26 protein-coding genes are annotated in these 23,312 nt (G+C 61.6%); 2 read left to right on the forward strand and 24 right to left on the reverse strand.

Going from position 1 to position 23,312, the window contains the following annotated elements:
• Positions 1-9: 9 nt before the first annotated feature.
• From ACMKFF_RS04410 to rplU, 5 genes are all read right to left on the reverse strand, one after another.
• The gene (locus tag ACMKFF_RS04410; RefSeq protein WP_419496173.1) at positions 10-1,425 is read right to left on the reverse strand and encodes an MATE family efflux transporter; all 1,416 of its coding nucleotides are present in this window, start codon (positions 1,423-1,425) and stop codon (positions 10-12) included.
• A 117-nt stretch (positions 1,426-1,542) separates the two neighbouring features.
• Positions 1,543-2,817 (reverse strand): GTPase ObgE, encoded by a 1,275-nt coding sequence (gene obgE, locus ACMKFF_RS04415; protein ID WP_419496174.1) that lies wholly within the window; start codon positions 2,815-2,817, stop codon positions 1,543-1,545.
• Positions 2,818-3,143: 326 nt separating this feature from the next.
• Positions 3,144-3,425: a 50S ribosomal protein L27 gene (gene rpmA / locus ACMKFF_RS04420; RefSeq protein WP_349136091.1), complete on the reverse strand. Its 282-nt coding sequence runs from the start codon at positions 3,423-3,425 to the stop codon at positions 3,144-3,146.
• A gap of 3 nt (positions 3,426-3,428) precedes the next feature.
• Positions 3,429-3,752: a ribosomal-processing cysteine protease Prp gene (locus ACMKFF_RS04425; protein ID WP_349136090.1), complete on the reverse strand. Its 324-nt coding sequence runs from the start codon at positions 3,750-3,752 to the stop codon at positions 3,429-3,431.
• Positions 3,752-4,063, reverse strand: coding sequence for a 50S ribosomal protein L21 (rplU, locus tag ACMKFF_RS04430; RefSeq protein WP_349136089.1), 312 nt, complete (start codon positions 4,061-4,063; stop codon positions 3,752-3,754). The genes ACMKFF_RS04425 and rplU overlap by 1 nt, the downstream gene beginning before the upstream one ends.
• A 176-nt stretch (positions 4,064-4,239) precedes the next feature.
• Here rplU and ACMKFF_RS04435 point away from each other — a divergent pair, with 176 nt between their 5' ends.
• Both ACMKFF_RS04435 and ACMKFF_RS04440 read left to right on the forward strand, forming a co-directional pair.
• On the forward strand, positions 4,240-5,232 hold the full coding sequence (locus ACMKFF_RS04435; protein WP_419496175.1) for an FAD:protein FMN transferase: 993 nt from the start codon (positions 4,240-4,242) through the stop codon (positions 5,230-5,232).
• Positions 5,229-5,582, forward strand: coding sequence for a NusG domain II-containing protein (locus ACMKFF_RS04440; protein ID WP_419496176.1), 354 nt, complete (start codon positions 5,229-5,231; stop codon positions 5,580-5,582). Before ACMKFF_RS04435 ends, ACMKFF_RS04440 begins: the two co-directional genes overlap by 4 nt.
• On the opposite strand, the gene ACMKFF_RS04445 is transcribed toward ACMKFF_RS04440, so the two are convergent.
• From ACMKFF_RS04445 to ACMKFF_RS04535, 19 genes are all read right to left on the reverse strand, one after another.
• Complete coding sequence (locus ACMKFF_RS04445) at positions 5,579-6,007, reverse strand: CBS domain-containing protein (protein ID WP_418464156.1); 429 nt, start codon at positions 6,005-6,007, stop codon at positions 5,579-5,581. The two genes, ACMKFF_RS04440 and ACMKFF_RS04445, sit on opposite strands and share 4 nt — an antisense overlap.
• Positions 6,008-6,111: 104 nt before the next feature.
• A complete protein-coding gene (gene gltA / locus ACMKFF_RS04450) occupies positions 6,112-7,497 on the reverse strand; it encodes an NADPH-dependent glutamate synthase (RefSeq protein WP_367927115.1) in 1,386 nt (461 codons plus the stop codon).
• Between the two features lie 13 nt (positions 7,498-7,510).
• Entirely contained in the window at positions 7,511-8,365 is an 855-nt protein-coding gene (locus tag ACMKFF_RS04455) for a sulfide/dihydroorotate dehydrogenase-like FAD/NAD-binding protein (protein WP_349136083.1), read from the reverse strand.
• A gap of 76 nt (positions 8,366-8,441) precedes the next feature.
• Entirely contained in the window at positions 8,442-9,368 is a 927-nt protein-coding gene (gene gluQRS / locus ACMKFF_RS04460) for a tRNA glutamyl-Q(34) synthetase GluQRS (protein WP_419496177.1), read from the reverse strand.
• Positions 9,365-10,288 (reverse strand): D-2-hydroxyacid dehydrogenase, encoded by a 924-nt coding sequence (locus tag ACMKFF_RS04465; protein WP_419496178.1) that lies wholly within the window; start codon positions 10,286-10,288, stop codon positions 9,365-9,367. The genes gluQRS and ACMKFF_RS04465 overlap by 4 nt, the downstream gene beginning before the upstream one ends.
• Positions 10,281-10,850: a prolyl-tRNA synthetase associated domain-containing protein gene (locus tag ACMKFF_RS04470; protein WP_419496179.1), complete on the reverse strand. Its 570-nt coding sequence runs from the start codon at positions 10,848-10,850 to the stop codon at positions 10,281-10,283. The genes ACMKFF_RS04465 and ACMKFF_RS04470 overlap by 8 nt, the downstream gene beginning before the upstream one ends.
• 1 nt (position 10,851) lies before the next feature.
• The gene (locus tag ACMKFF_RS04475; RefSeq protein ID WP_419496180.1) at positions 10,852-12,183 is read right to left on the reverse strand and encodes an LCP family protein; all 1,332 of its coding nucleotides are present in this window, start codon (positions 12,181-12,183) and stop codon (positions 10,852-10,854) included.
• Positions 12,184-12,465: 282 nt separating this feature from the next.
• Positions 12,466-14,193, reverse strand: coding sequence for an ABC transporter ATP-binding protein (locus ACMKFF_RS04480; RefSeq protein WP_418464803.1), 1,728 nt, complete (start codon positions 14,191-14,193; stop codon positions 12,466-12,468).
• Complete coding sequence (locus ACMKFF_RS04485) at positions 14,187-15,965, reverse strand: ABC transporter ATP-binding protein (RefSeq protein ID WP_419496181.1); 1,779 nt, start codon at positions 15,963-15,965, stop codon at positions 14,187-14,189. Before ACMKFF_RS04485 ends, ACMKFF_RS04480 begins: the two co-directional genes overlap by 7 nt.
• An 83-nt stretch (positions 15,966-16,048) precedes the next feature.
• Positions 16,049-16,762, reverse strand: a complete 714-nt coding sequence (locus tag ACMKFF_RS04490) for a hypothetical protein (protein WP_419496182.1) — start codon at positions 16,760-16,762, stop codon at positions 16,049-16,051.
• Between the two features lie 151 nt (positions 16,763-16,913).
• On the reverse strand, positions 16,914-17,885 hold the full coding sequence (locus tag ACMKFF_RS04495) for a helix-turn-helix transcriptional regulator (RefSeq protein WP_419496183.1): 972 nt from the start codon (positions 17,883-17,885) through the stop codon (positions 16,914-16,916).
• 2 nt (positions 17,886-17,887) lie between these two features.
• Positions 17,888-18,289, reverse strand: coding sequence for a hypothetical protein (locus ACMKFF_RS04500; protein WP_419496184.1), 402 nt, complete (start codon positions 18,287-18,289; stop codon positions 17,888-17,890).
• A complete protein-coding gene (locus tag ACMKFF_RS04505) occupies positions 18,283-18,528 on the reverse strand; it encodes a hypothetical protein (protein ID WP_419496185.1) in 246 nt (81 codons plus the stop codon). The genes ACMKFF_RS04500 and ACMKFF_RS04505 overlap by 7 nt, the downstream gene beginning before the upstream one ends.
• A complete protein-coding gene (locus ACMKFF_RS04510; RefSeq protein ID WP_418464808.1) occupies positions 18,525-19,160 on the reverse strand; it encodes an L-2-amino-thiazoline-4-carboxylic acid hydrolase in 636 nt (211 codons plus the stop codon). The genes ACMKFF_RS04505 and ACMKFF_RS04510 overlap by 4 nt, the downstream gene beginning before the upstream one ends.
• Entirely contained in the window at positions 19,157-19,999 is an 843-nt protein-coding gene (locus ACMKFF_RS04515) for a class I SAM-dependent methyltransferase (RefSeq protein ID WP_419496186.1), read from the reverse strand. Before ACMKFF_RS04515 ends, ACMKFF_RS04510 begins: the two co-directional genes overlap by 4 nt.
• 49 nt (positions 20,000-20,048) lie before the next feature.
• A complete protein-coding gene (locus tag ACMKFF_RS04520) occupies positions 20,049-20,750 on the reverse strand; it encodes an L-2-amino-thiazoline-4-carboxylic acid hydrolase (protein ID WP_417325031.1) in 702 nt (233 codons plus the stop codon).
• Positions 20,747-21,610 (reverse strand): MBL fold metallo-hydrolase, encoded by an 864-nt coding sequence (locus ACMKFF_RS04525; RefSeq protein ID WP_417325029.1) that lies wholly within the window; start codon positions 21,608-21,610, stop codon positions 20,747-20,749. Before ACMKFF_RS04525 ends, ACMKFF_RS04520 begins: the two co-directional genes overlap by 4 nt.
• Before the next feature lie 104 nt (positions 21,611-21,714).
• Positions 21,715-22,323, reverse strand: a complete 609-nt coding sequence (locus tag ACMKFF_RS04530; protein WP_419496187.1) for a class I SAM-dependent methyltransferase — start codon at positions 22,321-22,323, stop codon at positions 21,715-21,717.
• A gap of 6 nt (positions 22,324-22,329) precedes the next feature.
• The gene (locus ACMKFF_RS04535; RefSeq protein ID WP_419496188.1) at positions 22,330-23,124 is read right to left on the reverse strand and encodes a class I SAM-dependent methyltransferase; all 795 of its coding nucleotides are present in this window, start codon (positions 23,122-23,124) and stop codon (positions 22,330-22,332) included.
• Positions 23,125-23,312 lie beyond the last annotated feature (188 nt).

A 23,312-nucleotide genomic window follows, 5' to 3' on the forward strand; every position in this document is an offset into this window, starting at 1 on the left:
TAGCATATATCATGCCAGACGGCAAGCCTTTCCCTCGCCGCGCAGCTCGCGGTCCGTTCGGACGATGAGCACAGCAGAAATGGCAAACGTCAGGATATCCGAGACCGGCATGGACCACAGTACGCCGTCCAATCCCCAGAACAGCGGCAGGAGCAGCGCGAAGCCGACGCCGAAGACGATCTCACGCACCATAGACAGCGCCGTGGAGGCCGCCGCCTTTCCCATGGCCTGCAGGAAGATGAAGCAGGCCTTGTTGACACAGGCAAGCACAAGCATGCACAAATAAATGCGGAAGGCGCGCAGAGCGAAGTCCGTATAGTACACGCTCTCGTTTGCCGCACCAAAAATGCCGATGAGGGCGCGTGGGAATCCCTCCACCAGAATGAGGCCGACCGCACCGACCAGCGCCTCGCACAGCAGCAGGCGGCGGAACAGCGTCCGGACACGGTCTCTGCGCTCCGCACCCATATTGTAGCCGACGATCGGGATGCAGCCCGCCGCCATGCCGACGACAATGGAAATGATGATCTGGAAGAACTTCATGACAATGCCGACGACCGCCATCGGGATCTGGGCATACTGCGTCTGCGAAAAGATCGGGTCGAGCGCGCCGTATTTTCGCACCATGTTGTTGATGGCAGCCATAGCCGCGACCAGTGAGATCTGCGACAAAAAGCTGCAGGCGCCGAGCGAAAGGGTACGCCAGACGATCTTCGCCTTCAGGCAGAAATCCGCAGGATGCAGGCGGACGATCCTGCTGTGGAACAGATACCAGACGGCCAGCGCCGCCGTCAGCGCCTGCCCGAGCACGGTCGCAACGGCCGCGCCCATCATGCCCCACTTGCAGACGAACAGAAAGACCGGGTCGAGGATGATATTCACGACGGCCCCGGCCAGCGTGGAGAGCATGGCAAAGCGCGGACTGCCATCGGCGCGGATCACCGGGTTCATGGCCTGTCCGAACATATAAAGCGGGATGCCGAGCGTGATCCAGAAGAAATATTCCTGCGCAAGGCGGAACGTCTCGTCATTCACCCGTCCGCCGAAAACAGTCAGAAGCGGATCGCGCAGCAGCAGGTAGATCGCCATCAGGACAAAGCCCGCGGTCACGGACAGCACAACGGCATTTCCCGTGCTGCGCGAGGCGTCCTCCGGCCGCCCCTTCCCGAGACTCAGGCTGACGAAGGCGCAGCAGCCGTCGCCGATCATGACGGCGATGGCCAGCGCGATGACCGTCATCGGGAAGACGACGGTATTGGCCGCATTGCCGAACGAGCCGAGGTAGGAAGCATTGGCGATGAAGATCTGATCGACAATGTTATACAGCGCGCCGACCAGCAGCGATATGACGCACGGCATCGCATAACGACGCATGAGCTTTCCGACCGGTGCTTCCGCCAGAAAGCGATGTTCCGAGTTTTCCATACAAAAACCTCCTCAAAAATGCAAAAAAGAATGCGTAAGCCCAAAATCTGGACTTACGCATTCGCAGCACGATAGTATTATTTTAGCATGGCGCGCTCAAAAATGCAAGCGCAAAAATTATCGCTCGTACTCAAATTCAAAGTCGTAGATGCTGACCGTGTCGCCGTCCTCGATGCCCATTTCCTCCAGCCGGTCGAACAGGCCACTCTTGCGGAGCTGGCGGTCGAAGTACATGCGCGACTCGTAATCCGCAAAGTTGATATCGGCGATGAGCTGCTGCATCCACTTGCCGGACACGATCCACAGGTCATCCATATGCTCGATGGACAGGGCGTCGGCCTCGCCCGCCTCGGCCAGCGGTTTAACATACTCCGGCTCATAGACCGTCACGGGCGGAAGCTCGCGCAGACGGCCGGCAATGACGCGCATGAGCTGCTTCGTGCCCTGCGTCGTGGCGGCCGAGATCTCATAGAACGGGTAGCCGCGCTCCGTGACGTAGGCACGCAGACGCTCGAGATTGTCGCTGCCCTCCGGGATGAGGTCGCACTTGTTTGCCGCGACGATCATGGGCCGCTCGGCCAGCTCCGGCGAATAATCGCGCAGCTCGGCGTTGATCTTCTCGAAGTCCTCGATCGGGTCGCGGTCCTCACTGCCGGAGACATCGACGATGTGCACGAGCAGGCGGCAGCGGTCGATGTGCCGCAGGAAATCGTGGCCAAGGCCCGCGCCCTCGGCCGCACCCTCGATAATACCGGGGATATCGGCCATGACGAACGACACGCCCTCATCCACATAGATGACGCCGAGATTCGGGTACAGCGTGGTGAAGTGGTAATTTGCGATCTTCGGGCGGGCGTTGGACGTGACGGACAGCAGCGTGGACTTGCCGACATTCGGGAAGCCGACAAGGCCGACATCCGCCAGCAGCTTCAGCTCCAGCACGACCTCGTGCTCCTCGCCGGGCAGGCCGGCCTTGGCAAAGCGCGGCACCTGACGGGTCGGCGTGGCAAAATGCTTGTTGCCCCAGCCACCGCGGCCGCCCTTGCAGAGGATAAAGTCCGCATCGTCGGACATATCCTTGATGATCTCGTTCGTTGCGGCATCGCGCACGACCGTACCGCGCGGGACCTGAATGACAAGGTCCTCGCCGCGCTTGCCGGAGCAGCGCGCGCCCTGCCCGTCCTGACCGGGTGCCGCAGCATATTTGCGCTTGTAGCGGAAGTCCATCAGCGTGGAGAGGTTGTCGTTCACGCGCAGGACGATATTGCCGCCCTTGCCGCCGTCGCCGCCGTCCGGGCCGCCTGCGGCCACATATTTCTCGCGGTGGAAGGCCACCGCGCCGTTGCCGCCGTTGCCTGCCTTCACCGTGATCTTCACTTTATCAATAAACATTTAAGAATCCCCTTTCAGATGCAGCTCATAAAACGCTGCGTCAAAGGTTTCGCTGCCGTCGAATTTAGCAAACGTTCCGCGGCGGACAAGCTGAACTCCGCACTTGCGGATGACATTGCCGGAGGCCGTGTTTGCGGACGCGTGCTCCGCGGCAAAACCGCAGATGCCAAACTCTTCCGGTGCCCCACAAGAGCATGGCCTTCGCCGCCTCCATGGCGCAGCCCATCCCCCACATATCGCGGCGGAGGTTATATCCCAGATGATGAAACCCGTTATAAAAAAATCCCGAACATAGAGCGCCTATGTCCGGGATTCCGTATTGCGTCTTACTGTTCCGCGTAGACGGAGCACTGCTTGCGATCCTTGCCCTTGCGCTCGAACTTGACGTGGCCGTCAACCAGAGCAAACAGGGTGTCGTCGCTGCCGATACCGACATTGACGCCCGGATGGATGTGCGTGCCTCTCTGGCGAACCAGAATGTTGCCCGCGAGGACGAACTGACCGTCCGCGCGCTTCACGCCCAGTCTCTTGGACTCGGAATCACGGCCGTTCTTGGTGGAACCGCCGCCCTTCTTATGAGCGAAGAACTGAAAACCGATTTTCAGCATTTGTTACACCTCCATAACTTCGATATACTCAGGATAATTGTCCCGCAGGGAGCAGACCGTCAGCAAAAAGCCGGTCAGCACGGCCTGCACGGCGTCCTCGTCGTCGCAGGCTGCGGGAAGGGTGAGGGTGATCCGGGGCTCTTCTTCCTTCACCTTCGTATTGGCATGATTGCCCAGCACGTCGTTGATCGTGCACTCGGCGAAGGTCACGGCTGCGGAAACGGCTGCGCACACGATGTCGCTGCCCTCTTCGGCATAGCCGCTGTGCCCGGACACGGAGAATCCATGGATCCTGCCGTCGTGATTGAAGATCTCTACCTTAGTCATTACACGGAGATCTTTTCGATCTGCACCTTGGTGTACGGCTGTCTGTGGCCGCGGATGGACTTGGAGTCCTTCTTCGGGCGATACTTGAAGACGACGACCTTCTTGGCCTTGCCGTTCTTCAGCACCTTGGCTTCGACAGAAGCGCCTGCCACCACGGGAGCGCCGAACTTGGAGTTCTCGCCGTCCACGACTGCCAGGACCTGATCGAAGGTTACGGTTGCGTCAGCCTCAGCATTGAGCTTCTCGACGTAGATCACGTCGCCCTCCTTGACGCTGTACTGCTTGCCACCGGTAACGATAACTGCCTGCATGTTTGTTTGCACCTACCTTTTTGTAGTCTCGCTCTGGAGGCGTGAGGGCATACCTCAAGCTTGTACCTCTTCGATGCGGCCTGTCTATCATACCATCCCGGCAGGAAAATGTCAAATACTATTTGAGAAAATTTCTCTTTTTTGATATAATGATCCCGGAAAATGAGGTGATCCCCTTGAAAAAATGGTTCGCTGCCGTACTTCTGGTAGCATTGGTCCTGACGGGCTGCGGCCCAAAGCAGCCAGAGGCGCATGAGGCACAGCTTTTTGCCATGGACACGCTGATGAGCCTGCGCATCTGGGGCGATGAGGCCCTTGTCACGCAGACGGAGGACACGCTCCGTTCGCTCGAAGCCCTGCTTTCCGCCACGGCAGAGGACAGCGACATCGCCCGCCTGAACCGGGACGGCACGGCGGAGCTGCAGCCACAGACCGCAGACCTCCTGCAGCAGGCGCTGGATTGCGCCGCGCGCACGGGCGGAGCCTTTGACCCGACAGTCTATCCCCTTGTCTGTCTCTGGGGCTTCCCCTCCGGAAAATATCATATCCCGACGGAGGCCGAGCTGACCGGAGCGCTCGCGCACACCGGCGTGCAGCATCTGCAGCTGGACGGCGCGGCGGCTGCCCTCGATGCGGGCTGCAGCGTCGACCTCGGCGGCATTGCCAAGGGCTATGCGGCAGAGCAGTGCGCGCATCAGCTGGAGGAGACCGGGGCGCAGGCCGCCATGCTCTCGCTCGGCGGCAATGTGCAGACCGTCGGCAGCAAGCCGGACGGCACGGCATGGCAGGTCGGCATCGCCGACCCGAAGGACCCGTCGAGCGCGATCGCCGTCGTGCGCTTTACCGGCTCGAAGGCCCTTGTGACCTCGGGCGACTATCAGCGCTATTTTGAGCAGGACGGCGTCCGCTACCATCACATTCTCGACCCGCAGACCGGCAGGCCGGTGCAGAACGGCCTGCGCTCCGTGACGATCCTCGCGGACAGCGGCACGCTGGCAGATGGGCTTTCCACGGCCCTGTTCGTCATGGGGCTGGAGCGGGCAACGGAATTCTGGCGTGCTTCGTCCGATTTTGAGGCCGTTTTCATCACGGAGGACGGCACGATCTGCGCCACGGAAGGCGCGGCCGCCCTGCTGACGGACTGCACGTTTACGGAGCTGACGCGATGAAGACAAGATTCTGGATCCTGCTGTTTCTGTCCATCGCCGTGGTCTGCGCCGGGCTGTCCATATGGCTGCTCGGCGGCAAGGCCGAGACAACGGCGGAGGTCTATTCCGACGGGAAGCTCGTGCAGACGATCGATCTTGCCGTCGACGGCGAATACCGCATCGAGTCCGGCGGCGGCTGGAACATCCTGACCGTCTCCGGCGGGAAAATCGCCGTCACATCGGCCTCCTGCCCCACGCAGGACTGCGTGCATCACGCCGCAGCGGACCACGGCGCGCCCATCGTCTGCCTGCCGAACCGGCTCGTCGTGCAGTTCAGCACGCCGTCGGAGTTGGATGCCCTGCTCGGCTAGACCCGGCGGATATTCTGCGAAATTTCCTGCAGGACCTCCCCTGCCTCCATCGTGTAGTCCGGCCGCACAGCGACATCGCCCAGCGACACCATGCCGACGAGCCGCCCGTGCTCCTGCACCGGCAGACGCCGCACCTGCTCGCGCGCCATCAGGCGCGCGGCCTCATCGACACTCCGGTCCGGCTCCGCCGCCAGAACGCGCCGCGTCATGATCTCCGCAACGCGTGTGCGCTCGGGGTCGTCCCCTGCCGCCACACAGCGCACAACGATATCCCGGTCCGTCACCATGCCGCGCAGCCGCCCGTCCCGGCTGCACACCGGCAGCGCGCCGATGTTGTGCTGCGACAGGAGCCGCGCCGCCACGGCGACAGTCTCCTCCGGCGAAATGGCAATGATCCGGCGGCTCATGACCTCTTTGACCTGCATTGCAGTCCCCTCCCTGATAAAAACCGCCTGCCCCGACGATGCCGGGACAGGCGGTCGTTTCTTTTAGTATGGGAACGCGGCAGGCAAATTATACCGGTTTTGTCTTATTTATGAAAGCGCGCGTCGATAGCAGCAGCGGCCTTCTTGCCTGCACCCATGGCGAGGATAACGGTTGCAGCGCCGGTCACGGCGTCACCGCCGGCATACACGCCGTCGCGGGTGGTCATGTTGTCCTCGTTGACAACGAGGCAGCCCTTCTTGTTCGTCTCGAGACCCGGCGTCGTGGAGCGGATGAGGGGGTTCGGGGACGTGCCGAGGGCCATGATGACGGTGTCGACGGCAAGCTGGAACTCGCTGCCCTCGATGGCGACCGGACGGCGGCGGCCGGAGGCATCCGGCTCACCGAGCTCCATGCGGACGCATTCCATCGCGCCGACGCGGCCATTGCCGTCGTCGAGGATCTTCGTCGGGTTGCACAGGACGTGCAGCTCGATCCCCTCTTCCTTGGCGTGATGCAGCTCTTCCAGACGGGCGGGCATTTCCGCCTCGCCGCGGCGATAGACGATGTACACATGCTCCGCGCCGAGACGTTTCGCGCAGCGCGCGGCATCCATGGCAACGTTGCCGCCGCCGACGACCGCAACGGCGTTCGAACGGATGACCGGCGTGTCGCTCTCGTCGCGATAGCCCTTCATGAGGTTGATACGGGTCAGGTACTCGTTGGCAGACATAACGCCCTTGAGCGCCTCGCCCTCGATGTGCATGAACATGGGCAGGCCTGCACCGGAGCCGACGAACACGGCCTTGAAGCCCATCTCCTCGAACAGCTCGTCGATGGAAAGGACCTTGCCGATGACCATGTCGGTCATGACATGCACGCCCATGGCCTCGAGCTTCTTGACCTCGTTGGCAACGATGGCCTTCGGAAGACGGAATTCGGGGATACCATAGACCAGAACGCCGCCTGCGGTGTGCAGGGCTTCAAAAATGGAGACCTCATAGCCCTTCTTGGCCAGCTCGCTCGCACAGGTCAGGCCGGAGGGGCCGGAGCCAACGACGGCGACCTTGATGCCGTTGCTCTCGGGCTTCTCGGGCATCTTGTTGACGTTCTCGCGATACCAGTCGGCGACGAAGCGCTCCAGCCGGCCGATGGCGACCGGCTCGCCCTTCACGCCGCGCACGCACTTGCTCTCACACTGGGACTCCTGCGGGCAGACACGGCCGGACAGGGCGGGCAGAGCATTCGTGGAGGTGATGACCTCGTAAGCGCCGAGGAAATCGCGCTCGGCGACCTTTGCGATGAACTCCGGAATGCGGATGTTGACGGGGCAGCCCTCGACGCACTTCGGATTCTTGCAGTGCAGGCAGCGGCCTGCTTCCTCCACGGCCATCTCCTCGGTGTAGCCAAGGGAGACCTCTTTGAAATTCTTATTGCGGACGTCCGGTGCCTGCTCGGGCATCGGGGTCTTGGTCAGAGTCATATTCGGCATGCTGTGTTCCTCCTCAGCGAATGAGCTCATGCGCCAGCTTGTCCATGCGGCACATATGCGTCTTCTCGTTTTCTGCTTCCTGATCGCGGTAGACACCGTTGCGGTTCATCAGCTCGGCGTAGTCGACCTTATGGCCGTCGAAATCCGGGCCGTCCACGCAGGCAAACTTCACTTCGCCGCCGACCGTCACGCGGCAGCCGCCGCACATGCCGGTGCCGTCGACCATGATCGGGTTGAGGGACACGGTGGTCTTGACGCCGAAGGGCTCAGTCGTCTTGGAGACGAACTTCATCATCGGGATCGGGCCGATGGCGAGGACCTCGTCATAGTGCGTGCCGGCCTCGAGCAGCTGCTGGAGCTTCACGGTAACAAAGCCGTGCTCGCCGTAGGAGCCGTCGTCCGTCATGAGGTACAGATGGTCGCTGCAGGCCTTGAACTCGTCTTCCAGAATGACGATATCCTTGCTGCGGAAGCCGACAATGACATCGACCTCGGCGCCTGCCTCCTTGAACGCCTGAGCGGACGGAAGAGCGATCGCACAGCCGACGCCGCCGCCGACTACACAGACGCGCTTGATACCCTCGGTGTTCGTGGGCTTGCCGAGCGGACCGACGAAGTCCTGAATATAGTCGCCCTCGTTCATCGCGCCGAGCATCTTCGTCGTCAGGCCGACCTTCTGGAAAATAATGGCTACCGTACCCTTTTCGCGGTCGTAGCCTGCGATGGTCAGGGGGACACGCTCACCGGTCTCATCCACGCGGAAGATGATGAACTGACCGGCCTTCGCCTTCTTGGCGACAAAGGGAGCCTCGATCTCCATCAGAGTAACGGCAGAATTCAGCTCTTTCTTGCGGACAATTTTGAACATGCGATTCATCCTTTCAATGTCGGAAGTACGACTTCCCTTACTCACGCTTTTCATTATAGCACAATACGGCTGTTTTTCAAGGAAAAACACGAAATCCGTCCGAAAAATTTGCCGGGATCACGATCTCGCCGCGCGGAATGCGCTCCCATGAGAAGCGGGAGACGAGGTCTGCGGCGCGGACCGGCTCCGGCCCCGGCTGCAGGCCGGCCAGCTGTGCCAGCCTGCCGACGAGCTGCTCCGGCGTACAGCGCGCGCGGAGCGCCTCCATGTCAAGGTCACGTTCCCGCTTGCTCAGGCGACGTCCGTCCGGCGCAACAAGCAGCGGAACATGGTAATATTGCGGTGCGGGATAGCCGAAAACGGAGAACAGCCACAGCTGCCGCGCCGTGGAGCCCAGCAGATCGCAGCCGCGCACGACCTCCGTCACGCCGCCGAGCGCATCGTCGCACACAACGGCAAGCTGATAGGCATACACGCCGTCGGAGCGTCGGACGATAAAATCGCCGCAGGTCTCGGCGAGCCGTTCTGTCTGCGGGCCGCAGACACCGTCCCGGAATGAGACGGCGATGTCCGGCACACGGACGCGCCACGCGGGGCGGCGGGTCTTTGCGGCGCGCTGCTCCGGCGTCAGGTCGCGGCAGGCACCGGAATAGAGCACCGTGCCGTCCGAGGCATGGGGCGCAGAGGCGTCGTGCAGCTCACTGCGGGAGCAGTAGCACGGGTAGATCAGGCCCTGCTCCTCCAGTTTTGCAAAATGTGCGGCATAGACCGGGCTTCTCGTGCTCTGCGGCGGCATCTCGCCGTCCCAGTCCAGCCCGAGCCAGCCGAGGTCCCTCCGCAGCTGCTCGGCATAGGCCGCACGGCTGCGCTGCGGGTCAAGGTCCTCGATGCGCAGCAGCATACGCCCGCCCTGCGACCGGACGGAAAGCCACGCGAGCAGCGCGGTAAAAATATTGCCCAGATGCATACGCCCGGTCGGGCTGGGCGCAAAGCGGCCCGTCACAGCGGGATCTCCCGCACGAGGTTCCGCAGCGGATCTCCGGCGGCATAGCGCTCCAGATTCTCCGCGCAGATGCGCCAGATGCGCTCCTCCGTCTGCGGCAGGTGGCCGAAGCTCACGCCCGCGACATGCGGCGTCAGGATACAGTTTTGCAGGTTCCAGAGCGGATGCGCGGCAGGCAGCGGCTCCGGGTCCGTCACATCAAGGCCTGCGCCGAACAGGTGGCCGCTCTGCAGCTCCCGTGCCAGCGCATCGGCATCAAGAAAGCTGCCGCGCCCGACGTTCACAACGACGGCGTCCTGCGGAAGCAGAGCAAGGCGCTCCGCGCTGAGCCACCCGGCCGTCTCCGGCGACTGCGGCATCGCGCCCAGGACGAAGTCCGCCGCGGGCAGCAGGGTCTCTGCCTCGTCCAGCCGGACAAGGCGGTCAAAGCCGGGGCGATCCGGCGAGGTCCGGCGGCAGACGCCGAACGTCTTCACACCAAAGGCCTGCAGGCGGCGGGCAATGCACCCGCCCAGATCGCCCGCGCCGAAGATAAGGGCCGTTCCCCCTGCCACGCGCCGCTCGGAGCCGAGATCGTTCCAGTTCCCCTGCCGCGCATAGGCGGGCAGGCGGCGGCACAGGGCCAGCAGCATCCCGATCGCATGCTCCGCGATCGTTTCGCCGAACGCGCCGGAGGCCGTTGTGAGCAGCACACCGCGCGGGAAGCCGCCATGCAGATAGCGGTCTGCGCCCGCCCATGTCATCTGCAGCCAGCGCAGCTGCGGCGCGTTCTGCAGGGCCTCGAGCGTCGGCTCGCCGATGACAGCCTCGGCCGTCTGCAGGCAGGGCGTTTTCTGCACGGTGAACCAGCGGGACGCTGTTTCCAGAAACCAGTCCGGAGCATACGGGGCATACTCCGCCTCGATCATCAGTTCACGCATCGCTGTCCTCCGGCAGGTCGACCAGGATCGGCACATGGCCCAGCGCGGGCAGCAGCTTTTCCGTCAGATCCTGCGTGGAAAAGGCCAGCGAGCTCGTGTTGATGCAGGGATGGCAGCCGAAGCGTGGGGCCTGCAGCACGGCGCGGTCGATGACGAGCGCGACCTCCCCCGCCGTGTCGTTCTGCAGGGCCAGCACCGTTGCGGAGCCGGGCGTCACGCCGAGCAGGCGCTCCATGTCCTCCGGCGGGCCGAACGACAGGCGCGCGCAGCCGAGCTGGGAGGACAGGTCCTTCGTGTGGAACGGCTTGCCGCCCGGCATGAGCAGCAGGTAGAATTTCGTCTTCTGCCGGTTGCAGAGGAAGAGATTTTTGCAGATAGAGATGTGCAGCACACCCTCTGCGGCATGGCACAGCTCCATGGTCATGGCGGCGTCATGGTCGACGCGTTCATAGGCGATGCCAAGCGAGTCGAGCAGGTCGTAGCACGCCGTCTCTTTTGCGCTGCGCGGGTCGGACGGTCTGCCGCTGTGGCAGACCGTGTCAATGTGAAATGTCTCTTCCATGTCAGCCTCCGTAGATATCATCCGGTGAGACATCCGTCTCATAGGGATTGAGATAGGCGTTGACAACATCGGCCGTTTCATAGGGGTCGGCCAGAACATACATACCGTCGCCGCTGAACGTATAGGGGATGGTGAGCGTCTGCAGGTTCGACGTGCCGCACAGGGCGACGGACTCTGCCAGCCAGACGAGATTGCGTGTGCTGAGGTCCGTAACGGTATGCGCCGAGAGCAGCCGCGCCGCCGAGGGCAAACGCCAGAGGTTCCAGACGGAGACCCACTGGTGCATGGCAGCCAGCATGAAATCCCGCTGCACGTTTACGCGCTGCAGATCGGCCATGGCATAGCCGGAGCGGAAGCGCACAAGGCCCATGGCCTGCTCGCCGTTCAGGCGCTGCATACCGGCCTTCAGATCGATGGTCAGGTCCTGCGCAGGGTCGCTGTAATCCATATCGCAGGGAACGTCGAATTTCACGCCGCCCATCTTGTCGACGAGATCGACAAAGACATCCAGATCGATGAGCACATAGCCGTCCGGCCGGAAGCCGATCAGCTCCGTGACATAGTCCATCAGGGCCTCCATGCCCTCCTGATCCTTGCCGTTCACGCCATAGGCGATATTGATCTTATGCGGCGTATAGGTCGAATTGACCTTCGTATCGCGCGGGATGCTCAGCAGTGTCAGCCGTTTGGCGCTGCGGTCGACGCTCAGCAGCATGACGGTATCCGTCCGGTCGCCGGATTTGTCCGTTCCGGCAAGCAGGATCGTCGAGCATCCGTCGCGGCGTGCGCCGAGAGCCTCCTCGGCCTTCGGCTGCTTGGCCAGCAGCAGCATCGCGCCGATAACGAGCGCAAACAGCACAAGCAAAATGAGCAGGAGCTTGCCGAGTCCGCGCGCAAAGCGGTGCTTTTTCTTCTTTTTGGGCGGCTCGGCATCATAGCCGGATTCCGGCACGGCGCGGTGCCTGCGCGGCTGCTCCTCGCGGCGCGGCGCACGCTCCGGCTCCCGGCGGGAGCGCTGAGACTGGCGGCGAGGCGGCTCGTAGTCGTCCTCCTCCACCGGGCCGAGATAGGTCGTCGGCTCCTCCCGGCGCTGCGGGGCTGCGCCGCGGCGGAAGTCGGAGTTATAGGCATGAATCACGGGGCCGGAGACGGAATTCTGCTGCCGTCTCGGCGGCTGCTGCGTCTGCAGCGTCGGGTCCTCGCAGTCCTCATACAGCTTATCGGCAAAGCCGCGCTCATAGGGATCGTCCGCGTCGTGCCGGTCATCCAGAATTTTGCGGATGTCGCGCAGCAGGTCCTCGTCGTCCTGAGCGGGCTGATTTCTCGGGTCCATCGGGATACCCCCTTTCTTTCCCTATTTTACACCAGCTTTCGCACAATGTAAAGACGGCAAAACGGGGGCCGCTTCCGCGCCCCCCCAAGGAATGCCAATACCCGTATAAAAGCAAAAAGCAGCACCACATTATTCAGCGAGAGCATTCGGCGAGATATTTTTTGTCGAGCCGAGGTTTGGAAAGTGCAGGCGTACTTTGTGTACTCCAAACTTTCCAAACCGATGGATCGGCAGAAAAGATCCGGCGAAGGCCGAAGCTGCAAGGATGTGGTGCTGCGTAAATCAAAGTGACCAGTTCTGGCTGCCGTTCTGCAGGTCCACCATGTGGGTGTAAAGCCCGTTCTTCGCATAAAGCTCGTTGGGACTCCCCTGCTCGGCCACAACGCCGTCAGCCAGCACGACGATCTTGTCCGCTCCCGCGACGGTACGCATCCGGTGCGCGATGATCAGGACCGTCTTGTTGCGGATCAGGCGGGACAGCGCCGTCTGGATGAGCGTCTCGTTCTCGACGTCCAGACTGGCCGTCGCCTCGTCGAGCAGGATGATGGGCGCATCCTTGAGGAAGGCGCGCGCAATGGAAATGCGCTGGCGCTCACCGCCCGAAAGGGCGCAGCCGTTTTCGCCGATGTCGGTGTTCCACTTGTCCGGGAGCTTTTCGGCAAATTCGTCGCAGTTGGCAAGCTTTGCCGCCGCGAGGACCTCCTCATCCGTCGCGTCCTTGCGGCCGAGGCGGATATTCTCCAGAATGGTATTGTCAAACAGCGTGACATCCTGAAAGACAATGGAATACAGGCTCATGAGTTTTTCCGGGTCGATCTTTGAAACATCCATGCCGCCGACCGTGATGCTGCCCTTCTGATAGTCCCAGAAGCGCGCCGCCAGCCGGGACACGGTCGTCTTGCCGCCGCCGGACGGACCGACGAGGGCCGTGACCTGTCCCTGCTTTGCCGTGAAGGACACGTCCTTCAGGACCGTCTCGCCGGAGTTGTAGGCAAAGCCCACATGGTCAAACACGATATCGCAGCCCTGATTGCTCAGCTGCTCGCTGCCGGTCTGGATCGGGTATTCCAGAATCTCATTCATGCGCGCCACATTCGTCCGCATGGCGATGACAGCCGCCAGATTCTGCAGCGCGCCCTGCATCGGATCATACAGGCGGGAAGCCACGAGCAGAAACAGGAACAGCGTCAGCACGTCGATGCGGCCGCTCAGCAGCAGCACGGAGCCGGTCAGCGCCACGGAGGCGATGCCGAGCTTCAGGACCGTACCGGCCGAGGTCACGAACACGGCGTTCGTCAGCTCCGCCGCGATCGTCTGCTTTTCCACGGCACGGATCTTCCGGGAAAGGCCGCCGAGATAGCCCTGCTCTGCATTGCTGGCCTTCAGGTCGCGGATCGATTCGATATACTCCTGAATGCCGTCGGCGCAGGTCATTTTCACGGCCATGGTCCTGCTCTGCACGCGGTCCTGCACGCGATAGCTGCAGAGCACGATGGCCGCAGATACCGGGATGACCCACAGCGCGGCCAGCGCCATGCGCCAGTCGAAGAGGAACAGGCCCAGCGCGATGAGCACCGTGGAGATGAGCGAGCCGAATAGGCCGGGAATGAAGTGCGAGCAGGTCTTCTCCAGCACCTCACAGTCTGCCATGATGGTGCTGGTCAGGTCGGCCAGGTCGCGCTTGCCGAAGAAGGACAGCGGAAGTCTGCGCAGGCGCTCGGCGAGCGTCAGGCGGCGGATACCGCTCTCCTGATAGGTCGTAAAGTAGGTGCCGTTATACTGGAACCACGTCGTCAGAAGGATCAGGGCAAAGCAGGCAACGCAGCCGCAGACATAAAATGCGGTCCTTCCCGCTGCGCCGCCCGCCATCAGGTCGCGGACGAGCGCATACAGCAGGCTCGTGGGCAGCATAAAGGCGATGTTCTGCGCGGCGCAGGCCAGCACGCCCCGGACGAGTCCCCGCGTGCCCTCCGGGGAGCTTGCCGTTGCTCTCTGGATCTTTTTCAGCATGCCGGTCCCTCCTTTTCGACCTTCCAGCGAACCGAGGACTGATAGTCCTGCCACATTTTTGCAAACAGGCCGTTCCGGGCGCAGAGGTCGCCCTTCGTGCCCGCCTCGGCGATCCTGCCGTCCTGCACCACATAGATACAGTCGTCGTTCACAACGGTAGACAGACGGTGGGCGATCATAACGACGGTCTTGCCCTTCGCCAGCTCCGCAAACGCGGCCTGCACCTTCGCCTCGTTGTCGGGGTCGGCAAAGGCCGTGGCCTCATCGAGGATCAGGATGGGGGCATTTTTCAGCATGGCGCGCGCAATGGCAATGCGCTGCTGCTCGCCGCCGGAGAGATACACGCCCTTCGAGCCGATGACGGTATGGATGCCGTCCGGGAATTTTTCGATAATATCCATGCACTGCGCAGCCCGCAGGGCGGAAAGCGCCTCTGCCTCCGTGGCGTCGGGCCTGCCCAGCTTGACGTTGTCCAGGATGCTGCCCTTGAGCAGGCGGCTGTTCTGGAACACGAATGAGACCGTGTCCATCAGCTCTTCCTTCGGGATATCGCGCACGTCCGCGCCGCCGACGCAGATGCTGCCGCTGCCCACGTCGAAGAAGCGGCAGATGAGGCTTGCCAGCGTGGACTTGCCGCCGCCGGACGGGCCGACGAGCGCCACGGCCTGTCCCGGGCGGATGTCCATGGAAACGCCGCGGATCACGTCCGTCCTGCCGTCATAGCTGAACCGCACATCATGCAGGGCGATCGAGCTGTCCTTCGGGTGCTGCGGCTTTTCACTCACGGACACAGGCGCCTCGTCCAGCACGGAGTCGATGCGGCTCAGCGCATCGGCCACGATCATCTTGTTCTCGCTCATATACATGATCTTCGTCAGCGTCAGCGAGATGACCGGCGTGATGATGATATAAAACAGCAGATTCAGCAGGAATTCCGGGGTAACGCCGTTTCTCGTCAGCAGCAGGCCGCCCGCGATGAGGAAGGCAAACACGCCGTTGATGGCCGCCGTATAGAAGAGCATCGGCATCCGCAGCTCTTTCGTGTAGGCAATGACCCACTTTTCATATTCGTCGATCGTCGCCTTGAACTTTTTGAACGAAAACACGGACTGACCGAACGTCTTAACGACCGGAATGCCGCGGACATATTCCACGGCCTCGCCGGACATGGCGGCAAGGGCATTGCCGTACTGGCGCATTTTCTCCGCCATGCGCTTGCCGGTCATGGCCGACATGATCACAAAGCCGAGGGCCACCGGCACAAGGCTCAGCAGGCCCAGCCGCCAGTCAAAGACGAACAGCAGCACCAGCAGGCCGACCGGCGTGGCCATGGCGGCATACTGATCCGGCAGCTGATGGGCAAGATAGGTCTCCGCCGCGCCGGTGCTCTCCTGAATGACCTTGCGGAGCTTGCCGCTGCCGTAGCGCTCCGTAAAGCCCAGCGGCAGCCGGGCAAGATGCTCCGAAACGGCGAGCCGCAGGTTCGTCGCCACGCGAAAGGCCGACAGATGGGAGCACAGCAGCGCGCAGACATAGATGAGATACGACAGCGCAGCAAACAGCACCGCCATCCAGCCGTAATGCGGGATGTTGACCGCCCGGGAATAATCCGGCGCAGCATTCAGCACATCGCGCAGGATCATCCAGATGTACAAAAACGGGACCAGCGCCACCAGCGCGCTCAGGGCCGACAGGACCCAGGAGACATAGGTAAAGACCCGATGCCCCCCGGCATACTCCATCAGCCGCGACAGATCCGATCGTTTCTTCAATGGTTTTCCCCTCCTTTTTTCTGTAATCGTTAATCGTGGTTTTCAGCGCACCCGCCGGAAAACGGGTGCGCTGAGCTTCCTCTTTACTCCGCTTCGGTCAGGTTCTCCGTCACGAACAGCTCGATCACGTTCTTCATGCTCTCCTGATCGTAGTCCACGGCGATCGCAGCGGCGTTCCAGTAGGCATAATTGCCCTCGAACCAACTCTGCAGGTCACTGAGGTCCTCGGCATAGCGGAACTCCAGATGATAGGTCGTCTCCATCGTGTCCGGGGAGAAGGCGAAGTAGGTAAAGTCGCCGGAATCCGCGTCGTCGCTCTGGTAGAACAGGAAGCCGTTCTCATTTTCCTCGTCGAGCTTGTGATAGGTATGGGAGAAGACCTCATTGCCCTGCGCGTCCAGACCGGAAATGGTGTGGCCGTCCATGACGAAGCGGTCCACGCCGCCGCGGAAATAGCAGTTGAACGCCATGCTCTCGGGGTCCGCCGCATACTTTTCGGAAGCCTCCGGGCCGTAGGGCTCTGCCATGCACATGGCAAGCAGCGTATCCGTCGCGGTCTCGGCGTTCTCCGCGCCGACGAGCGGCGTCGTGGCATCGATCCACAGGTCGCGGTACTCCGCCTTGGCCAGCTGCGGGAACAGCTCCTCATAGGTCCCGCTGATGGTCGTCAGATAGTCGCCGGTCTCCTGCGCCGCAGTGGGCTGCGCGGTCTCCGCATCCGGCTTGCTCTGTGAGCAGCCCGCAATGGCCAGCAGGCAGAACACACATAACACGATTGCTGCAATTCTCTTTTTCATGATGCACCTCCAGGTTATATCGGACAGCACCGCACAATTCATCGAGAGCATTCGACTGGGCTCCGGCGAAGGCCGAAGATGCAATTGCGTGGGCTGTCTTGGTTAGTGTTCTCTAACCAGTGCATACTCTACCATATTTCCGTCTCGCAGACTACTCCGTTTTGGTTCCGATGCTCTGTTTTGCCTTTGCATCCGTGCGGTACTGCGACGGTGTCACGCCGTAGCGCTCCTTGAAGCAGGCCGAAAATTTGCTGGCATTGTCATAGCCCGCATCCTGCGCGATCTCCGTCACGGGCCTTGCGCTGCGCACGAGCTCGACCGCCGCCTGCTCGAGCCGGTATTCCTTGATGTAGTGATAGACCGGCACACCGTAAATTTGCTTGAACAGCTTCTGCAGGTGCGATACGGACATCTCGTGCTCCGCCGCCAGCCGGGAAAGCGAGGTATAGCCCTCGCGGTCCGTCAGCAGATGGTCTCGGATATGGCGGATCAGCTCCGCCTGCCGGGCCGAGCAGTAGGCATCCGTCCCGGCCCCGCGCGGGATGCTGCTGAGCAGCATCAGGAGCTCCAGCACCTTGAGCCGCAGGAACGCAGGGTCCAGATAGGCGGCGCTCTCATACAGCTCCCGGAACACATGCTCGCAGCGCGGGCCCGCCGGGCTGCAGCGATACCACTTGTCGCCCAGCAGATTCTGCTGCAGAGCGGAAAAATCGACACGGAAGGCCGGGGCATTGCGCTCGACCCAGCGCCGGGCGCGCTCCGGATCGACCTCAAGGCAGATGCCCTCATAATAGCCCAGCGGGAAATGCGACTCGGAACGCGAGCCATGCACGCCGTCATAGCAGCTGATGGCCATGTCGCCCGGCTTCAGCAGCACATGGTCCCGCAGGGAGAAGCGCGTTTCAAAGCGGCCGTTGGCGCAGAAATTGAGCTCCAGCAGGCCCTTCTGCGTGCGAAGCTCTGTATAGGACTCCATTTCGAGCCGCATCAGCATGGCGCTCACGCCGTCCAGCCACGAATAGCAGTGGATCTCGCCGTTTCCGTCCGCCTGCGCAAAGCCGCCGCTCTGCCCGGCCTGATCCGGCGCCGCCGAAGCGCCGTCGTGGTAGATGATGTCGATCACTGTCATTCCCTCCTGTCTGCGTTACTCCCCAGTGACGGCAGGAACGCCCGGATCGTTTCGATGAATTTTTCTGCCTGCAGGACCGTGGTCAGATGGCCGCCGGAGACATAGGCGATGCGCGGCTCGTGCATCAGGCGGATGAGGGCCCGCTGCATTTTTTCGGAAAAGTAGTCGTCCTTCTCCTGCCTGTAGTCCCGGAAGATCGTCTCGAACATATCCTGCGCATAGGCGGCCTCCTCGGGACCTTCGCCGCGAAGATGGCTCATGCCGAGCCGGATGAGCTTCGGCTTCAGCTTTTCATAGTTGCAGTGCTTCAGGTACCACAGTGCCAGCGGCGCAAAGAAGGATTGCCTTTTCAGGCTCTTGATGGTATTCGCGTCCAGCCCGCCGGTGGAGATCAGCACGAGTCCCCGGTCTCACCGGGATATTTCTGCACATAGACCTGCGCCACCATGCCGCCGTCGGACGTGCCGGTGCAGGCAGAGAGCATCCGCAGAATTCCCGTCGGCGATTCCTGCTCCGTGCCCCAGCCGAGGATCAGATCCCCCGCAAGATGCAGCAGGGACGCACCGATCGTCAGCAGCTTCCGGATCCGCGGCACATCGAGCTTTTCCGATATTCCGATCGAATGAAAATGACTCATCTGGTTTTCCTCCTGTAGCCGCAGTCGCAGTACGGCCCGCCGGAGGCGAGCGTATACTCTCGCACGAAATCCGCCGTTTCACCCGCCTCGGCCATGGTGTAGTCCAGGTGGCAGAGGGCCGGCGTCAGGTCATAAAGCCCCAGCTCCTTCATCAGCGTGCAGATGCCGCACTGCGTAAAGCGCGCCTCATAGCCGCTGCCGTCGGGGTAGGCATAGTATTCCATGTTCCAAGAATACGGGTTGCGGTCCGCCGCCTTCAGCGCGGCTGTGGCCTGCATCCCCGCGATGTCCTTTTCCGTGAATTTCTTTTTTCCGCTCTTGCGGCAAAACCACTTCATCGGCTTTGTCATCATCGCGTCGGCATAATAGACCGTCAGGCGCTCCACATCCGGACGCTCCGGCATGGAGCAGATGAACGCGCCGAGCATGGCGCAGTTGACGATGTTCATCTGAAACCGGTCGGCCTTTTCAAACGCGGGCAGCTTCGCAATGAGCTTCCGGTACTGCGGCTTCGCCCTTTTCATGATCTCCTTTGCCGCCGCGGCGTCATAGCCGAACACGACCGTCAGCTGTCTGCGGAACGACCCTGCAAACAGCGCCCACATTCCCAGGGGCATCCCGATGTATTTCATATTTCGCCTCCAAAGCCGATCCTGACGATCTGCATGTTCATGCTGCGGTCGCCAACCCGCGCAAGGACGCGGAAAAAGCCGCTGACGGACGGGTCCTTCAGATCGTGGTAGCCCAGCATATAGCCCCGGCTGGAGATCTGCAGGCGGCTGTCCCACGGGCCAAGCTCGGCTTTGGCATCCGCAACGGCAAAATACGCGCCGACGTCCTTGATCTTCGCATCCCGGATCCATGTTTTCAGCATCAGCTGGACGGCCTTTTCGTTGGCCGCGTCAAAGACCAGCACGCCGCCGGGGAAAGCCGCCGCCATGCGCTGCACGAGCGCCCGGACCTGCTCCCTCAGAAAATAATAGAACACGCCCGCCGCAAAGAATATTGCGCCGCCGGAGGCGTCGATGCGGTCGAACCACGCCGTGTCGTTCAGGTCGCATGGGATGTTCTCCTCCCGCGGCCCGGCGGGCAGCAGCTCATCGCGCACACGGATGACATCCGGGAAATCCAGATTGTAAAGCTTACAGCTGCCGTTGTCGCAGCTGCGGCCGGTCGCATCCAGCCCGCAGCCGAGGTTCACAACGGCCGCATTCGGGTGCGCGCGCAGATAGTCCCGCACCTCAAAGGCCAGATCGTTCTGGCGCATGGCGACCTCCAGAAAACCGAAGCGCTGCATCAGGCTCCGGGACTTTTTCTCCAGCGCAGAAAAATCATAGTCGATCTCCCCGAACAGGCGGACGGCCGTCTCGTCCCGGTAAAGATTCGGATACAGCTCCGTGCACATTTTCCGCGCATAGAGCGGGATGATCAGGGTCTCCTGTACGGTATTTTTCTCAATTTTGTAGTTCATAGATTGCCCTCACTTCATGATCCTCAGCGCTGCCGAACGCAAAATGCATCTACCGGTTCCGCCGGTAGCCCGCCTCGTCGCGGTATTCGGGATGGTCCTTCAGATATGGGTCCCGGCTGCCGCAGATGGTATAGTCGCATTTACAGCCGTTTGCGCAGGTCGTCGTCCGCACCAGCTTCGCGCCGATCAGCTCCATGGCCGCATAATCCACGTTGCACAGGGCGGGCATGATATCCGTCAGCCCGTTGCGGATGGCAAATTCCGCCGCAGGGCAGGCCGTAAATTCATAATAGATCGGTTTGTCCTTCTCGTAGGGCGCGACCGTCATTTCGTAATCGTGCCATTTGTCGCAGCGCCCCTTTGCCGTTAAGAAGGCGCGATGCATCAGTCTTTTGAAAAACGGCTTGTTGCAGTCCACGAATTTCAGCTTGCGGAAAGCAGGCAGGACCAGAGCCTCCTCCATCTCCTCGATCTCGCGAAAGGACGTGACGTCCCTGCACGCGACATAATAGCTCAGGATGGCGATGCAGTCATAGGTGCCGCCGCTGCCGTTGTGGAAGTTCTTCTTCCCGCCGAGGTCGGTGCGCCAGTCGGAGAGAAAATCAACATATTGCCGCTGGACCCGCTCCCAGACCGCCTCGCGCTCCGCCTCCGGATAGTGCTGCGCGATCCGTGCGCGAATTTCTTTTTTGCAGGGACCGGAGTACAGCACATGGCAGCTCCGCTCAAATTGCAGCTCGTTGTCCTTCATCGCCCGACCCCCTTCAGATAGCCGCTCTTTGACCGCTCCTCCGTGTCGTCCGACTCATCGTAGGCATCATAGGGCGCGGAAGGGTCGTGCACTCTCTTTTTGAACGGTGAGCAGAGCTTGTCCTTATGCGCAAAGGCAAAGGTGAAGTTGTCCGTCCAGCCGGTGTGGCCGGTGAGGAACATCGGGTGCAGCTTCCGCGCTTCGAGCTTTGCCTCCAGCTCTGCCAGCGAACGCACCGCCAGCCGGTTATCCTCCGCCAGCGCGGAGATGAAGCTGTAGCCGCCGTCCGCTCCGAGCCAGATCGTATCGCCCGTAAACAGATACTTCCCGTCGATGAGATAGACCATGTGGCCCCAGGTGTGGCCGGGAACGAGGAAGCACTCGATGCGGATGCCGTCGATCTCAAAGGCCTCGCCGTCGTGCAGCAGGACCTTCTCATTGCGGATGGTGACCTGCGGCAGCTTGTAGAGATGATAGATCACCTTGCGGCGCACCTCGCCCGTCAGATAGCGGTTCTCGGTCTCGCCGACATACAGCTTCGCCTTCCGGAACAGGCCGGGGCTGTCCGCTTCGACCGCGCCGACGTGATCCGTGTCCTGATGCGTGATGAGGATATGCCGGATAGAACTCGGGTCTATGCCGAGCCAGCCCATCTTTTCCTCGAGCCGGCCGTAGTTATACCCGGCGTCGATCATGATGGTCGTGTCGCCCTTGCGGTAGAAGAAGATATTTGCCACCCACTCGCGCACACAGGCGACGTGCTCGTCGACCCAGCCGGTGTTCAGCGGCTTGAAGATCTCCTTGCCGCGGTACATTTTGCTCATTTCTTTTTTCTGGAATTCCGTTGCCTTTTTGGACATATCCGTCCCTCCCTCAGTCTGGTTTCTCGTCCGTGAAAAACGCCTCGCCGGTATAATTCCGGCATCACAGGCTCCGCATGCTCCATTTGGGGGACGGCGCACAGCTATTTCCGGGCCAGCATGCACAGCCAGTCCTTTTCGTTCTTATGGATCTCGATGTCATGGAAGCCCGCCTGCTCCAGCGCAGCCTGCAGCTGCACATCGCGGTAGATCGTCATGCCCGCGATCCGCTCGGTCCATTTCTCGTCCTTGTCCGTGTCGCCGCTGGATTCGTTGCAGAGGAAAAATACCCCGCCCGGCTTCAGCACACGGAAGACCTCGCGGAAGCACTGCGGCAGATCAGGCCAGAAATAAACGGTCTCAAACGCCGTGACAGCGTCGAACCACGAGGCCGCAAAGATCATCTCAGCCACACTGCCCTGCCAGACCACGCAGCGTCCCTCACGGATGGCGGCATCATTGAGCTTGCGCGACTTTTCGACGCTGACGGCAGAATAGTCTATGCCCTTGACGATACCCTGCGGGCACCGCTTCAGGAGCTTTTTCAGATTCGCTCCGCCGCCGCAGCCGCAGTCCAGCACACGGGCATCCGGCGAAAGCGGCAGGAACCGCATGCCCCAGTGCGCCAGCGAGCGATGGCCGACATTCATCATGGAAACCATGAGCTTACCGCCAAGTCCTTCCGGCCTGCGGGTATTATCAAAGAAAGACATGCTACCTCACTTCCTCTCCAGAACGATGATCTTGTTGGAAATATTGCGGATGGCCGGTATTTTGCCCAGCAGCTTATAAACGGGCACAAACTCCGCCATGCCCTCCGTCAGGCTGTGCTCCTCCCGCAGGCGGAACTCCGGCAGCAGCGCGGCCAACGCCGCGCCGTTCTTCACGCCCCAGGTGAATTTTGCATGGCTGCCCTCGATCGACTTTTCCCGGAAGCGCTTGACGACCATGGGATTCATCGTCTCGGCCAGTACGGTCGCACTTTGGAAGCGCCCGGCGATCACGGAAAATATGCGCTGCACGTCTGTCTCCGTCAGATACATCGTCAGGCCCTCGATGATGACCAGTGCCGGGGTATCCTGCTCAGCGATGCACCCGCCCCAGTCGTCCATGGCGGACATGGCGATCTGCGAGATCGCACCATTTTCCGGCAAAAGCCTCTGCCGGACGGCAATGGTCTCCGGCAGGTCAAGGTTATACCAGCGGCCATAGCCCTCCATCCGGTAGCACCGCGTGTCCAGCCCGCAGGCGACGTTGACGACCGTACCGCCCGGATGCTCCTGCAGCCACGCGCCGGTCAGCCGGTCCAGCACGATGGTGCGGGCAATGACGCCGCTGTGCATGGCTTTGTCCCGGTCCGCCAGGGAGAAATCATATTGCAGGCCGCCGATGGTCTCCTCGGCCTTGCGGTCGCGGATCGCACCGCGCCCGCTGCTCTCCTTGGCGCGGGCATAGACCGTCTGCAACATCGTCTCCGGCACGCCGGAGAGCGTGATCGTTTCCTTTGTTTGCATGGGGCATTCCCCTTTCTATGCTGTAGGAGTAAGTTAGTATTGCCTAACCTCCCCTGCTTCAAAAAGCCGCCTCATAGCAGCCTCTTTTTCTTATTGTACCACCGGGAACCGAACTTTTCAACCACAGAATACGGGTTTTCTTCCCGAAAATGCAGCAAAACCCGCCGTGCGCATGCACGGCGGGCCCG

Source organism: Faecousia sp. (assembly GCF_048519415.1).
In the GTDB taxonomy this organism is placed as follows: domain Bacteria; phylum Bacillota; class Clostridia; order Oscillospirales; family Oscillospiraceae; genus JAZOXB01.

Bases quoted from the DNA above. Each gene is read 5' to 3' on its own strand.
- ACMKFF_RS04455 (WP_349136083.1), bottom strand. From the start codon at position 8,365: ATGTTCAAAATTGTCCGCAAGAAAGAGCTGAATTCTGCCGTTACTCTG.
- ACMKFF_RS04410 (WP_419496173.1), bottom strand. From the start codon at position 1,425: ATGGAAAACTCGGAACATCGCTTTCTGGCGGAAGCACCGGTCGGAAAG.
- ACMKFF_RS04510 (WP_418464808.1), bottom strand. From the start codon at position 19,160: ATGAAATACATCGGGATGCCCCTGGGAATGTGGGCGCTGTTTGCAGGG.
- ACMKFF_RS04490 (WP_419496182.1), bottom strand. From the start codon at position 16,762: ATGAAAAAGAGAATTGCAGCAATCGTGTTATGTGTGTTCTGCCTGCTG.
- ACMKFF_RS04515 (WP_419496186.1), bottom strand. From the start codon at position 19,999: ATGAACTACAAAATTGAGAAAAATACCGTACAGGAGACCCTGATCATC.
- ACMKFF_RS04475 (WP_419496180.1), bottom strand. From the start codon at position 12,183: ATGGACCCGAGAAATCAGCCCGCTCAGGACGACGAGGACCTGCTGCGC.
- ACMKFF_RS04535 (WP_419496188.1), bottom strand. From the start codon at position 23,124: ATGCAAACAAAGGAAACGATCACGCTCTCCGGCGTGCCGGAGACGATG.
- ACMKFF_RS04440 (WP_419496176.1), top strand. From the start codon at position 5,229: ATGAAGACAAGATTCTGGATCCTGCTGTTTCTGTCCATCGCCGTGGTC.
- ACMKFF_RS04465 (WP_419496178.1), bottom strand. From the start codon at position 10,288: ATGCGTGAACTGATGATCGAGGCGGAGTATGCCCCGTATGCTCCGGAC.
- ACMKFF_RS04525 (WP_417325029.1), bottom strand. From the start codon at position 21,610: ATGTCCAAAAAGGCAACGGAATTCCAGAAAAAAGAAATGAGCAAAATG.
- ACMKFF_RS04505 (WP_419496185.1), bottom strand. From the start codon at position 18,528: ATGAGTCATTTTCATTCGATCGGAATATCGGAAAAGCTCGATGTGCCG.
- ACMKFF_RS04530 (WP_419496187.1), bottom strand. From the start codon at position 22,323: ATGTCTTTCTTTGATAATACCCGCAGGCCGGAAGGACTTGGCGGTAAG.
- ACMKFF_RS04470 (WP_419496179.1), bottom strand. From the start codon at position 10,850: ATGGAAGAGACATTTCACATTGACACGGTCTGCCACAGCGGCAGACCG.
- ACMKFF_RS04520 (WP_417325031.1), bottom strand. From the start codon at position 20,750: ATGAAGGACAACGAGCTGCAATTTGAGCGGAGCTGCCATGTGCTGTAC.
- rpmA (WP_349136091.1), bottom strand. From the start codon at position 3,425: ATGCTGAAAATCGGTTTTCAGTTCTTCGCTCATAAGAAGGGCGGCGGT.
- ACMKFF_RS04445 (WP_418464156.1), bottom strand. From the start codon at position 6,007: ATGCAGGTCAAAGAGGTCATGAGCCGCCGGATCATTGCCATTTCGCCG.
- rplU (WP_349136089.1), bottom strand. From the start codon at position 4,063: ATGCAGGCAGTTATCGTTACCGGTGGCAAGCAGTACAGCGTCAAGGAG.
- obgE (WP_419496174.1), bottom strand. From the start codon at position 2,817: ATGTTTATTGATAAAGTGAAGATCACGGTGAAGGCAGGCAACGGCGGC.
- ACMKFF_RS04480 (WP_418464803.1), bottom strand. From the start codon at position 14,193: ATGCTGAAAAAGATCCAGAGAGCAACGGCAAGCTCCCCGGAGGGCACG.
- gltA (WP_367927115.1), bottom strand. From the start codon at position 7,497: ATGCCGAATATGACTCTGACCAAGACCCCGATGCCCGAGCAGGCACCG.
- ACMKFF_RS04425 (WP_349136090.1), bottom strand. From the start codon at position 3,752: ATGACTAAGGTAGAGATCTTCAATCACGACGGCAGGATCCATGGATTC.